The sequence below is a fragment of the Rhodococcus mengyinensis genome, from assembly GCF_048381435.1.
Lineage (GTDB): Bacteria > Actinomycetota > Actinomycetes > Mycobacteriales > Mycobacteriaceae > Rhodococcus_F > Rhodococcus_F opacus_D.
Genome location: NZ_JBLWIT010000117.1, coordinates 108532 through 121864, shown reverse-complemented (window position 1 = coordinate 121864; position 13333 = coordinate 108532). Strand labels below are relative to the sequence as shown.

The following is a 13333-nucleotide window of genomic DNA, read 5'->3' as shown; positions in this document are numbered from 1 at the left end:
TCGACATTACCGACCGCAGATATATCCGTACACGCCGTTCGTCCTGCGTGACTTCACCGACATCCCGTGGTTGTTTACCGACCACGGATCGGGATGTCCGTCATGTTCGGGTCGAGATTTGGAGGGCGTGTGGTGTTGCGAATGGTGGTCGGGGACCTCCGGGTTCAGCGGATCGACCGCGCCGGCGGGCGGCGATCGTGGACGATCGTCTGGCCGGACGGGCGCGAGCATCGGGAGGCGGACCGGTTCCTGCGCTGTTTCGACGGGTCGGGCACGCAGCGGACGTATGCCTACTTGTTGGTGGATCATCTGCGCTGGCTGGAACGCGAGTGCCTGACGTTGGACAAGGTGGTGCTGCGGGATCTGGAGCGGTACATGGGCATCGTCGGCGCCGAGGTGGCGATGCCGTTGGGCGAGCCGTGGCGGGTCGGCAAACGCCCGTACGGGCATGCCGCACTGACGACCGCGGCGGCGTGCGTGAAGGGGTTCTACCTGCATCAGGCCGCGCTGGGGATGAATCCGGAGTTGGGCGCGGGCCTGGACAAACGCCGACTGCCGACCCGGGCGGACCGGCGGCGCTCGTTTCTGGGGCATGTTGCGACATCGCTGCCGGCGAATCCGCTGGCGCCGACCGGGCCGCGGCGGCGACATCCGAAGATGCTGCCGGACGGGGCGCGGGACGCTCTTCTGCCGGTGATGAATTCGGCGCGGGACGCCATGGTGGTGACCTGGCTTGGAGATGCCGGCTTGCGGATCGGTGAGTTGTGCGGGCTGCATCTGGTCGACCTGCATCTGCGCGAGGATGCGGACTGCGGGCAGTGCCGGGCACCGCACCTGCACGTGTGTCACCGGCCGGACAATCCGAACCGGGCCGAGGCCAAGACGAAGCATCCGTGGCGCGTCGACGACGGCGTGATCACCGGCGGCCTGGTCAAGCGGGTCAGCCCGGCGATGATCCACACCTACTTCGACTACATCACCGGCGAATACCCTTGTGGTGGAACAGATCACGGAATGCTGCTGGTGCAATTGCACGGCGCCGCGGCGGGGCGGCCGTGGGCGCCGGTGGCCGCTCGCCGGATGCTGGCGCGGGCCGGAGACCGCGCGGGACTGGGAAAGGTGCGACCACACCAATTCCGGCACTCCTTCACCAGTGCCGTGCTCGACGCCTCGAAGGGCAACCTGTTGATCGCCCGCGACGCGGGCGGCTGGGCATCGGCGGCGATGGTCGGCGAGGTCTACGGGCATATCGACGTGCACGACCCGGCATTCGACGCAGCGCTGCGGCAGGTCTGGGGAGGGCAGCGGTGAACGCCCCGATCGGACTGTTGCCGGCCGCCCTCACACAGCCAGACGACCGGGAGGGCCGTGACCGACTGGAGATCCTGACCGCGCTGATCAACGGCCCGTCGTTCGACCCGATCTTCCGTCCCGACGTGATCGAGGTTCCGCCGGGTCATCCGGTTTATCGGTGGGAATGTCTTGTCGCCGACTGTGAGCGGCCCGCCAGCGCTGGCCTGGATCTGTGTGGTCAGCATCGTGAGCAGTGGGCGCGTGAGCGGGCACATGGTGTCGGGAAGGCCGCGTTCCTGAGCGCGGCGACGGGATTGGCACGTCACGTCCGGGTCGCCGACGCCGCGTGTCGGCTCTGTCCGGACCGCCCGGTCGCCCAGACCGATCAACAATTGTGCCGAGCGCACTCGATGCGCTGGCTCCGCGACCGCAAGGCGGAAGGCGCAGGCTGCGACTTCGAGACGTGGCTGACCGGGCAGCAGGCGCTGCCCGGATACGGGCCATGCCAGGTGGTGGTGTGTGGCAACCGGGCGGACTCACCGTTGGGACTGTGTTCTCGCCACGGCGCCCGCTACACCCGAGACGGCAAGCCCGGCGGCGCGGCACTGCCGCGCAGCTGGTGGCACCGCTACGAGAACAACGGCCGGCGGGTCCCGGTCGGCTACGACGACGAGCAGGAATTCCGACGGTGGTGCGCCGCCGCGGCAGCGCCGCCGTTCCGCGGGCAGATCAACCTGCTCGGGTTGCGGCCGTTGGTGCGCGCGGAGCTCAAGTGGGGCCTTTTCATCCACGCCCGGCGCGCCCGGCCCCAACGCTGGGATCTCGGATGGATCCGCTCGCTGGTAACCACCTGCCGCGCCCTGGAACTGGACACCCTGACCGACTTCGACCGCAGCGCGGGTGAGGCCCCGGTACCGGCCGCGGCGATCATCAAGGAAGTGCAACGCGAGCTGCGGCTGGTCTACTTCACCCCGGCCGACACCAAGGACGCCGGGTTCCTCGAAACCGATCACTTTGGGGTCCGGTTCCCGCATCGGGGCAGCCACTTCGATCTGACCGACATCGGCCAACGCTGGCTGCGCGACCTCACCTGGGACCACCTGGCCGGCCTGCTGGCCTCTGCGCGCTGCCCCCGCACCGGCGGCGTGTTCGACGCAACCCGCAGGGCAGCAGTGGAACTGGGAGCGTTTCTCGAGATCGACGCCCCGGACGGCGGCCACGACCCACGAGTGCTCGGCACCGAGCACATGCGCCGGTTCGTCGCCGACCAACGCCGCCGCGAACGCGACGGCCTGGCGTCGCTGGCAGTGAAACGCCCCGACGGGTCGGCCAGCACCGTGACCACCACGACACGGTCACTGGTGTTCAACGCCGTCCGCAAGATACTGCGGGAAGCCCTCGACGACGGCAGCGCCGACCGGATCGGGCTGCGCCGCGAATTCATCGTCGCCGTCCCCACCGCCGGAGCGACCACCGGGCGAACCCCACGCCGCCCGTTCCCCGACGAGGTCGCCCGGGCCCTGGCCGACCCCGACAACCTGCGTCGCCTCGCCGACATCCATGATCCGCTCGACCGCGGACTACGCGACATCTGGGAGACCACCGTCATCACCGGCCGCCGCATCGGCGAGGTGGTCGGCGTCCGATGGGACTGCCTGGGCCGCTACGGCGGACTGCCGATGTTCTGGCACGACCAGACCAAGGTCGGCAACTACGACGCCGCCATCCGCATCCCCCAACGACTCCACGACCTGCTCGCCGAGCGGAAACGCAAGACCATGGACCGGTTCATCGCCGAACACGGCCGCCGGCCCACCGACACCGAAAGCGCACGCATGGCATTGTTCCCGGCCACCCGCCTCAACCCCGACGGCAGCATGTCGATCAGCAGGCAATGGTTCCACCGCCGGTTCAAAGAATGGGTCGACTCCCTCGACATCGGCCCTGCCGTTCCCCACCAGGCGAGACACTCCCTGGCGACCAATCTGCTGCGCGCCGGCGCGTCCCTCACCCACATCCGCACCTACCTGGGTCAGGTCAGCGACCGAATGGCCGAACACTATGTGCACCTGTCGAATTCAGACCTCGAGGAGGTGCTGGCGCACGTCTGGGTCGCCGGTCCCGGCGCGGTCAGCCCCGGCGAATTCCTCGCCGGAGACGCTACACCCATGACCCGTGAGCAGGCGCAGGCGTTGGCGGTCGACCTGTCGCGGCGCAGCACCCCCGCCGAGGGCGGGTTCTGCACCTTCCAGCCCGTCGTCGACGGCGGCAGCTGCCCCTGGAACCTGGACTGCCACAACTGCGACAAGTTCGTCCTGTCCGGCGCGGACCTGCTGTATTGGCGGCGCAAACGCGAGCAATGGCGGCAACTCGCCGAGGGTGCACCCGACGACGCCACCGCCGACTACCTGCACCAACATTTCGAACCCACCGCCCGCGCCATCGACGGACTCGAGAAAGCCCTGGCAGGGCTCGGCCTCCTCGACCAGGCACTCGCGGTCGACCTGCGCAAACCCCAGGACTACTTCCACCGCGTCTGGACGGTCGCCTTCCGCGCCGCCGACCTCACCGATGCCGCGCACGCCGAGAACGACCACAGCGAAGGAGAAACCGACGCATGAGCACCCCGGCTCAGCCACGCACCGCCGCGGCGCTGGCCTCCCGCCGACGCGCCACCCAAGCCGCCGTGGACCGCGTCCACGACGCCATCGCCCGGCTCCGCCGCGAACGAACCCCCGTCAGCACGGCCGCCGTCGCCCGCCACGCACGAGTTTCTCGAACGTTTCTCTACACCAACGCCGAGGCCAGAACCGCGATCGACGCAGCGAAAGCCGCAGCAGGCGAACAACATCACCAACCTCGCGACGAACCCGACGATCGGCAGGAGGCGACCTGGCGCGAGCGGGCCCTCAACGCCGAGCACGGACTCAAGTCCGCCAACACCGAAATCCTGACTCAACGCACCCGCATCGGCGAACTCCTCGGCCGCATCCGTGACCTGGAAGCCGAATGGACCGAGGAATCCATCCAGCGCGTCACCACCGAGAACACCACGCTCAAACAACGCGTCCACCAACTCGCCGGCGACAACCGCGGCCTCGACGAGCGATTGACAGCCGCGCGTTCCAACCTGCGGTTCCAAGACAGGCGAATCGCCGACCTCGAAGCACAACTGGCCGATGCACGGACTCGCCCATGATCACCACTCCGGCACGCTCTGATCCGCCCACCTGCCAGACCGTCGAACTCCCCGCAATCCCGAACCATCTTCGCGGGACGAATTCGGGATTCGACCAACCCGGCCCCCTACGCGCAAAACTCGATCCGACACGCCGCGCCGCCAAACCCAAGCCATCATCGCGAACATGTAAACTACGCATACTCGCAGGTCAAAGGCGTATCCGGGCGTCCGCGGTCGGTAAAGTCGACGAGGCTCACATGTGGAAGAACCTTTCCCGTCAGTCCAACAACGCCGACCTGGCGCTGCGGGAAGGGTCGAGCCGGGCCACCGACCTGGACATGAAACTGTCCTACCTGCGGCGTAAGTACCGCCAGCGCGCCGCCGTCGAGGGCCGCAAACCCGTCCCGGAGAAGGTCGTCACCTTCGCCACCGGCACCCCGGTCGCCAACAGCATGTCCGAGCTGTGGGTGATGACGAAGTACCTGCGCCCGGACCTGCTCGAGGCCGGCGGCATGGAGAATATCGACGCCTGGGCGGCGAACTTCGCCGCGATGCGCCAATCGGTGGAAATGAACGTCACCGGCTCCGAACTGCGGTCGGTGTCGAGGATCGGCAAGTTCGTCAACCTGCCCGCCCTGATGGCGATGAACGCCCAGTTCACCGACGTCGTCATCCGCGAGCAGGTCCCCGCGACCCTTCCCGAGATCGCCGGCGGCGGCCGCCAGAACCTGACCTTCGAAATGCCGCAACAGGTCCGAGACTTCATGATCGACCTGGACGAGCGGATGCAGATGTACACCGGCAAGACCGCGCACATCGACAACCCACTCAAGATCGGCAGCGACGGCGCCAACGTCACCCTCGACCCCCGCCTCGGCGGCCTCGACGCACCACCACCGGGCGAAGGCCGGGTCGACCTGCTGGTGAACAAGCTCTGGGAGATCGAGCAACGCACCGCCGACACCGTCTACTACGACGAGGCCGGCAACCCGGAACCACGCCCCGGCGGTCTGCAGATCGTGTTCCTCGACCGCGGCACCCCCAAGACCGGCCGCGACGACACCGTCTACGACATCATCCGCGCCGACCTGGTCGCCCGCGGCATGTCCCCCGGCGCGGTCCAGTTCATCCAGGACTACCCCAAGCCGAAGGACAAGCGGGAGTTGTTCGCCGCCTGCCGACGCGGCGAGGTGAAAGTGCTCATCGGCTCGTCGGAGACGATGGGCACCGGCATGAACGTGCAGAAACGCGCGACCGCGCTCTACCACGTCGACTGCCCCTGGCGGCCCGCGGACCTCGAACAACGCGAGGGCCGGATCATCCGGCAGGGCAACCAGAACAAGACCGTCGAGATCATCAACATCGTCGGGGAACGCTCCTACGACACCACCAAGTGGCAGACCGTGGAGAAGAAGTCCGCCTACATCGAGCAGCTCCGCCGCGGCGCGATCGACTTCTCCGAGGCCGAAGACATCGGCAGCGCCGACATGACCTCGTCGATGGCCGCGACCAAGGCCGCAGCGACCGGCGATCCCCGCTACATCGAGGTCGTCGAACTCGAAACGCAGCTCCGCAAACTGGGCGCCGAAGCCCGCGCCCACCGCTCCGACCAGGAGCGAATCAAGTGGCAACTGCACGACAACCGCACCCGATTGCCGATCCTGACCAAGGAGATCGAGGAAGGCCGCGAGGTCGCCGACGCCCTCACCGCCTGGGGTGAACTGCCCCGCAAACAGCGGACCCTCACCGTGGGCGGCCGCACGGTCTCCTTCGCCGAACCGGCGGAGGTACGCAAGGCGGTGCAAACCCGGCTCGCGCACATCGTCCGCGACCTCGAACGCCAACCCGACGGCCAGCACCTGGTGGCCGAGATCGCCGGCGCCGAAATCTCGATGGGCCGGCTCCCGGTCGGCGGGTACGCATTCCGGCTCACCGGTGGCATCGTCCGCACCGTCGACGCCGAGGTCGTCGACCTCGCCCTCGGCAGCGCCGACGGCGGATCCGGCATGGTGACCCGGCTGACCAACATGGCCGCCGACCTGCCCGCCGCGATGGACCTGTACGTCAAGGACCGCGACTACATGGTCACCCAGACCGAGCAGCTCGCCGACAAGCTCGGGGTGCCGTTCGCCAAGACCGACGAGATCACCCGCCTCACACACACCTACAACGAGATGCGGGCCGACCTCGCCGCCCGGGAGAACTCCCCCGAGGCGCTCGCCGAGAAGGAGGCGACGAAGGAACGATTGGCGGCCGCGGGCATGTACCGCGGGTGGACCCGCGATCTCAACCCCACCCGCGGGCACGCCGAAGACCAGGGCATGACCGAGGACGAGCTGCGGGAAGCCACCCCGGCCCGGATGGTGGCGGCCGCGAAGGAGCATGCCGAACGCAAGGCCGAGCTGGCGGCGAACCCGCAGCCACCACGGTGGCAGCGCACCGACGAGATCGGCTCCGAGCTCACCGCGGGATTCGATCGTGACACCGGCGATCCCGGCGCCGTGGTGAGGTGGACCGGCCGCGACTGGTACTGGTCGGCCCACAACGACAGGGAAACCCTCGACAGCGGCACCTTCCCCAACCGGGACGTCGCGATCTCCGCCGCGGAGAAGGCAGTCGGAACCGCGCTTGCGGAAGCCGCCATCCCACCGGTGGCGGTGTGGGAACGAGACCACGCTGCACTGACCGAGGCGCGCGCCAACGGCGCCCAGCCAGCGGCCGCCGCCGAAACGGTGACCGACCAGGAGCTGGCCGAGGTCATGCGGCTGGTCCAGTCCGACTACCCCACCCACCCAACCGCGGCCGCCGCAACGAACACCGCCACGATCGAGCGGATCCCACCCGCCCTGCGAGCCGAACGCAGCCGCGATACAGGTCAGGAAAGGTAGACACGCAGCGGGCACGACCAGAAGAAAACCTGCTGGTCGTGCCCGCTGCGTGGCAGCAGTTATGGCTGCATCACTTCAGATTTTCCTCGTTAACGTACTGGCCTTCTGCGGTAGTCAACGACCCACACTCCGAACATGAGTAGACGCCAGCATGATCATCGGAGTAGCGCCGCATGACGGACTGCTCGCTGGTACAGATGCTGCACTTCGGCTGATTCATGCGCTAAACGATATGTGTCATGGCATGAACGCATCCGGCATTTCGCGGTCTCGGCATCTGGTACCACCTAGTTTCCGACGATTGGGCCGAAGCGGTCATACGAGGCTACGAAGCTGCTCCCCCGGGGCTGATTCAGTGTTAGGTGGCGCGAGGCTGCCTCGGCTGCCGGGGCGCATCAACCTGCGACTTCGGCACCGTCTTCACCTTCTTTGACGGGCTAAGTTGACTCGCTGGCTTCCCAGCTTTATAGCCACCGTGCCGATGCTCAAAACCACCGCGCCGATGCTCTGAGTTTGGCGAAGGCTTCGCGTTGCTGTCTGCCATCTGGGCCTCCTAACCTTCGATGAACTCAGCATATGCGACCTCGGACCATCGGACGAGAAGCGCAGTATTCAGTGAAACGTACTTACCATCCTCTTCCGTGACAGGAAGTCCCTCCTGCGTGATCTCGCAGGTGTCGAGAAGATAGAGGTCTTGCTCGTACGGAAAGCCGGCCGCGACGCTGTCCGGTAGGCGACTGCCTGGAGTGTCCTGCTTCGCCCACTTCCCCAGCAGCCAGTAGTTGCTGTTTGTGGCTTCCTTCATACGAAGTTTCACGTAGCCACCCAACTTAGGTGTGCGGAACAAAGCATCCCACCCGCGCGGATCGGGTTGGTAGCCCGTGAATGGACGAGCTAACCAATGACGGCTTCGGGCAGCGGACCCTAGCCACCAGCCGAGAAGCCACGGAATTACTACATATGGCGGCCCTATTGCCCACACCCAGCAAGGAAGGGGCTCTCCATTCTGAACGGCGTCCGTCGCAACGAACAGACGGTATAGCTGGTAGAGAAGTGGTGCCGAGAGAACCGCGAAGAAAGACGATACTGCTGCGAAGAGCACCAACCGCTCACTGAAATCGACCGTAGTATCTCGGTGACTTTCCCGTTCGAAGGCGAACGTGAACACGGCTCCGGGCAGTACGGACGTGATGAATACCGCGAGAGCCTGGAAGGTTGCGAGCACACCGCTATTCTGCAGCAGCTCTACGGAACCGGTTCCCTAGGTGTCGACTCGCTTCTCTATCCTGCATCCTCGCGGTCCGCAGATAGGTTGTCGGCCGACACGAATGCACTGAGCGCGATCTCGAACGATCGCGGCAGGTAGACGCGAATCTTGGCCAATTCGCACCTCGTGTGTGTACTGGCAAGTAACTGGCTTGTCCATCTACGATCAGCCAGCACCGGTAAGCGTGCGGCCTGGGTCACATGTCTGTCGGCCTGCGATCCAAAATGTCGGTCACATTGAGTGATTGGCTGGACTTGTCGGGAGAGGGTGGTATGTGTGTCGTTTCCCGTCGAACTAACTGCCGCGCTCACCGGCGCATCGGTAAATCAGTTGCGGCGTTGGAGCCGAGCTGGCCTGGTTACGCCGGAGATTCGCCCGAGCCGGCCAATGCTCTATTCATTCCGTGATCTCGTCGCGCTACGTAGTGTGTGCTACCTCAGATCTGAGGTATCTCTGCAGAAGGTCAAGACCGCTTTTAGCAATCTGTCCGAGCATGACCTCACTGAGCACCCCGCGGCGTACCGATTTGCGACGGATGGCACGACCGTTGTCGTCTGGAACGAAGACCGTTTCATGGATCTAGTCAAGAATCCTGGTCAGTTCGAGTTGGTCACGATCAACGACGTCTACCGAAGCTTCACCAACAGCTCGGATCGAGTCGTCTCCGACTTTGAGCATCCCCGCGAGAATCTCAGCGTTGCTCCGGATCGGATCGGCGGCTGGCCAACGATCCGAGGCACTCGGGTGCCGTTCGACACGATCGCCGATCTCGTCGCAGACGGCGACGTCACAGCCGACGAAGTTCCCGACTTCTACCCCACAGTTTCGCCCAACGCCGTTGCCGATGCGGTGTCTTTCCAGGAGGAAGTTGAGGGCCTAGCGGGGTGAAGATCTTCATCGACGAATGCGTCAACAAGAAGATGGTTGCTGCACTTTCGCTGATCTGTCCTCGACATCAGTTCCTAGTCGGCGGTAAGGACACCGCCCCTGCCGTAAAGGATATTCCGCTCTTCGGTGAGGTCGCGGGACTCGGCGCTGAACTCTTCGTGACCACCGATGCCCGCCAGCTGATGGATCCAACACGCGGCGCTGAGCGGACGGAATGTCGCGAGCAGGGTCTCAGCTGGCTCGGGATTCCGAGAGTCGCGGCAAAGGGCCGTCTAAGTCTGTACGGAGAAATGTCGAACTTGGTGGCTGGACTTGAGCTGATCGTGCGCGAAATTGAGGCAAGCGCTTTTCCCCAGTTCTATCTGCTCAAACGGGGCCACACGAAGCTTGAGCTTGTCGTCCAAGATCAGGGCAAGGTCTAGGCCCGTGAACTGAGAAGTAATCATCCTGGCGGAGTCACGCCGCGTGTAGCGACCGATGTTCATGCCGCCCGCCCCACACCCTGAAGTCGAAATCAGACAGAGAAAACGCGGCAAAGGCTCCGGGAAGTCAGTCGAGAATCCCGTCGACTGACGCAGAACACCCGAATCCGTCCAATCGGCGGATCGCAGGATGATGGGACCGTCTCGCTAGGTTTCGGTAGCGGATCGGTTACCGGAGCGGCCGACGGAATCCATCCGTGGCCTCCGCTCCTACTCTGGACGTTGCCCCGGTCCCCGCTTATGCAGAAGTTCCGTATTCACAAGGTCGCTATCAACCGTGATCTGTTGCAGGGTCGCCGCCGGCCACGCTTCGAGCGAGTCAGTGTTCAGCACATCATCGATACATCGTGTGCTGCCGCCGAGATAGGCGCATGGAAAGTCGAAGTGTGTTGCAACGTACCAGGCTCGATCGTCTGGCCACCACAAGTGAGCTTCCAGCCCGTGGAACGTGTCCGCTGCCCGGGCGACCGGCCCGCGCAGGAGGTAGTACCGGAAGCCCTCGACCGTGAGCTTCGGAACGTCGAGGGGGATGCCGGCGAATGCGGTGTTGCCTTCCCAGAACCCGAACCAGCAGTGTTCGGGAGTAGTGGTGTGCTGTGCGAGCACCTCGCTCAGAGCTATCAACTGCTGGGGCTGCCACGGCGGTACCGGGGATTCCGGGACGATGGGCGTCGACCGCACGTACCCTTCAGGAGAGAATTCGAGCATCGTCTCCAATTCCATCGACGCGTGCGCGATCGCGCCAGTGGCGCGGGCGACGTCCGCCCAGCGCAGCCAACGCTCGTACCCACCTTCGTCGACCGACTGCACCGGTTCTAGAACACGGCCGTAGGCCTCGAAACCGACGGGCACAAGCGATACCACCGTGTTCTTGCTGGCGGACTCGATTGCGTTGCGCACCCAATGCCCAGCCGCCACGTCGTATTGAAGGTCCGAATCCCGCCACACACTCGCCATACCCTCAGTCTCCACCGGTGGACGAATCACCACACGTGTTCAAGCAACGGAGAGGACCGCTCGGTGGCGGCCGGTCGCGTTCGGACCCTTGGGCCACGGATTAGGCCAGAGCCGTATCCCGTTGCAGGAACCGGCACCCGGGACGAGATCGGCGCCCATGCCGACCCCTGGCACGCGCGTAGGAGTTCTACGCGTATCCGAGTTCGTTTAGCTCCACGTGAACTAGCACCAGGAACGTGAACGAGAGTCCATAGATTGTGGCGCCCGCAAATACGGCCCAGCCGAACACGGCGAATGACCTGGCCTTGAGGTGAATCAATACTGCAACTGCGGCGGCAATCGCAGGCCCCACCACCACTGCGTTAAACATCCAGTGGCCCCCGATCACCGGCAGGGTGAGTGACAGGGTCCATAGAAAACACCCGGCGATGAACCCGATAACGCCCTGAAGAAGCGGCACCAGGCCCCTGGTCAAGGATCTCTTGGTCGGCTCACGCTCGCTTACCATGTCGACACCTTCTGTCTCGTCTTGTCGGAACCTACTATCCGGGACCTGAGAGCGAGAGGACCTTTGTCGCCGATGACGGAACCACCAGCGGGGCACGCCGACCGACAGCGCGCCGGCGGACAGGTGGTTCCGTAAGCGGATCGCTACCCGGACGCCGACAAGGTCACTGACTGCTCTGCGCAGCGAACAGCCAAGCGCTGCGCCCCGCGCCCCGGCACTCTTCGTGCAATCGCTATCGGTCTGGTTGTATCGATGACATGAGGGGCTGGGTCGGATGGGAGATGAGTATTCTCTGCCCACCGAACCCGAGTGAAGCTGACTGATGGCCAACCTATTTCCCTGAGTTCTGCATATCTTCAGGATCGCGAGCCGCACCGTAAGCCGAACCCTCACCGGCACGTCCCGGGAGCCGGCCGTTGACCGGAACTCGCTGACCAGCGCCGTTCCGGTAACCCCGTCCGGTGATGTTTTTGCTTTCGGGGCGTCAATCGGGACACCCCGAACGATCTGGATCATTGGCCAACTGGCCACTGAGTGGCCATCCCAGATGAGATTTGCCCACGAGTCTCAAGAGCTTACACCTGGGCAACTAGGCGAACGCCGCCGTCAACATGAGGCCCCGGAATGCGTAGTGCGCCGCATCACGGTTCTTGCAACCTGCCGCGAGGGCCGTAAGGAAAACTCCCCCAGCGACAACGAAGCTGGCGATGGCTCGGACTCCTGGACTCGTATTCATGGGCGGGAGTGAACAATAAAACTCGTCCCGACCACAACTAGGTCTGTGGATAACCGGCGGCTCTGTGGATGACCACCGAAGCGAGCCAAGAGTGTGCAGGAAGCTGTCGGTCTGGCGGCCGCGGTCCGTCGGCCCGGGCGAGGCCACCTTCGGTGTCCCCCAAGCGGATGCTCCGCTGCGCTCCGCTCTGTGGAAGAGCGTCGTTCTTGTTGACTTGCTGGCCTTCCGATTCTGATCGACGGCGGCCGGGCCGCAACCCCCTGGCGGCGCAAGCGCCGGCACAGCTCCGGAACTTTCTCTCCCGCACTCGCTTCGCTCGCAGAGAAACTTCCGGCCCAGGGGGTTGCACCCCGTCCTGATACCGCCGATCCGACTCTCCTTTGCCAGCAAGGCAAAAAGAACGATCAGGGCGGGCAGGTGGTCCTGATCCGAGCATCGGAGGTTCATGTGAGCACCACCATCGTCCTCGACACGGTCATCGACCCCATCGCCGTCGCGCGCGCGATCTACGCCGACCTGCGAGTCGAGGAGGACCCCGACTACGACGACCTGGACATGGACATGCGTGCCGAGCTGGTGGGCATGGTCTTCGGGCTTGTCCCCGACGACCCGTACATCCAAGCGGCCGAGATCCGGCTGGTCCCGGCCGACTTCGGCCTCTGACCACATCCAACCCTTCAGTAGGAGACACACATGCGCACCACCTTTTCCGCCGTCGTCATCGAGATCGACGGCACCATGACCGCCCAGGACCTCCCGGTAGACCCGTTGTGGGCGAGCCTGCGCATCCCGGCCGGTATCGGCGCGGCCATGGACGCCGTCGGTGATGTCGGCACGACCGGGTTCGTCCTCGGACGTGGCCCGCACCAAGGCACGGCGAGCCTGCTCGTGGGGGCGAACCACCAGCATGTCCCCGCCGTCCCGGTCAACCAGCTGGCCACCGCGATCGTTCACCGGTACGGCCCGGTTACCGACCGACCGATTCGTGGTCGCGCCGTTCTGGTCGCCGGATGGGACGAGAACCCGGAACCGATCCTTGGGCCGGTCGCTGAGGCACTGATCGCCAGCCGCAGCGGTCGCCCCGCCCAGGCGGCGTAAGCACTCCGATCCGAAACGTCGGTGGGAACCGGGCA

General features: G+C 65.2%; 11 protein-coding genes. 8 read left to right on the top strand and 3 right to left on the bottom strand.

Annotation, left to right across the window (positions count from 1 at the left end):
* The first annotated feature begins 141 nt into the window (after window positions 1–141).
* From ACNJ7E_RS26785 to ACNJ7E_RS26770, 4 genes are read left to right on the top strand one after another with little or no spacing between them, the layout of a single operon-like run.
* Window positions 142–1311, top strand: coding sequence for a site-specific integrase (locus ACNJ7E_RS26785; RefSeq protein ID WP_241962425.1), 1170 nt, complete (start codon window positions 142–144; stop codon window positions 1309–1311).
* Window positions 1308–3914, top strand: coding sequence for a site-specific integrase (locus tag ACNJ7E_RS26780; protein ID WP_241962424.1), 2607 nt, complete (start codon window positions 1308–1310; stop codon window positions 3912–3914). The genes ACNJ7E_RS26785 and ACNJ7E_RS26780 overlap by 4 nt, the downstream gene beginning before the upstream one ends.
* Window positions 3911–4492 (top strand): DUF6262 family protein, encoded by a 582-nt coding sequence (locus ACNJ7E_RS26775; RefSeq protein ID WP_418340445.1) that lies wholly within the window; start codon window positions 3911–3913, stop codon window positions 4490–4492. The genes ACNJ7E_RS26780 and ACNJ7E_RS26775 overlap by 4 nt, the downstream gene beginning before the upstream one ends.
* Window positions 4489–7362: a helicase-related protein gene (locus ACNJ7E_RS26770; protein ID WP_489686845.1), complete on the top strand. Its 2874-nt coding sequence runs from the start codon at window positions 4489–4491 to the stop codon at window positions 7360–7362. The genes ACNJ7E_RS26775 and ACNJ7E_RS26770 overlap by 4 nt, the downstream gene beginning before the upstream one ends.
* A gap of 553 nt (window positions 7363–7915) precedes the next feature.
* Here the strand turns inward: ACNJ7E_RS26770 and ACNJ7E_RS26765 are convergent.
* A complete protein-coding gene (locus ACNJ7E_RS26765; RefSeq protein ID WP_418341376.1) occupies window positions 7916–8587 on the bottom strand; it encodes a DUF6338 family protein in 672 nt (223 codons plus the stop codon).
* 318 nt (window positions 8588–8905) lie between these two features.
* On the opposite strand from ACNJ7E_RS26765, the gene ACNJ7E_RS26760 reads away from it, so the two are divergent.
* The gene (locus ACNJ7E_RS26760) at window positions 8906–9517 is read left to right on the top strand and encodes a DUF433 domain-containing protein (RefSeq protein ID WP_418341375.1); all 612 of its coding nucleotides are present in this window, start codon (window positions 8906–8908) and stop codon (window positions 9515–9517) included.
* Window positions 9514–9939: a hypothetical protein gene (locus ACNJ7E_RS26755; RefSeq protein ID WP_418341374.1), complete on the top strand. Its 426-nt coding sequence runs from the start codon at window positions 9514–9516 to the stop codon at window positions 9937–9939. The genes ACNJ7E_RS26760 and ACNJ7E_RS26755 overlap by 4 nt, the downstream gene beginning before the upstream one ends.
* 270 nt (window positions 9940–10209) lie before the next feature.
* On the opposite strand, the gene ACNJ7E_RS26750 is transcribed toward ACNJ7E_RS26755, so the two are convergent.
* A complete protein-coding gene (locus tag ACNJ7E_RS26750; RefSeq protein ID WP_418341373.1) occupies window positions 10210–10956 on the bottom strand; it encodes a hypothetical protein in 747 nt (248 codons plus the stop codon).
* Window positions 10957–11143: 187 nt separating this feature from the next.
* The gene (locus tag ACNJ7E_RS26745) at window positions 11144–11464 is read right to left on the bottom strand and encodes a hypothetical protein (protein ID WP_418341372.1); all 321 of its coding nucleotides are present in this window, start codon (window positions 11462–11464) and stop codon (window positions 11144–11146) included.
* 1183 nt (window positions 11465–12647) lie between these two features.
* Here ACNJ7E_RS26745 and ACNJ7E_RS26740 point away from each other — a divergent pair.
* Window positions 12648–12863 carry a hypothetical protein gene (locus ACNJ7E_RS26740; protein WP_418341371.1) on the top strand — a complete coding sequence of 72 codons (216 nt, stop codon included), beginning with the start codon at window positions 12648–12650 and terminating at the stop codon, window positions 12861–12863.
* 30 nt (window positions 12864–12893) lie between these two features.
* A complete protein-coding gene (locus tag ACNJ7E_RS26735) occupies window positions 12894–13298 on the top strand; it encodes a hypothetical protein (RefSeq protein ID WP_418341370.1) in 405 nt (134 codons plus the stop codon).
* Window positions 13299–13333 lie beyond the last annotated feature (35 nt).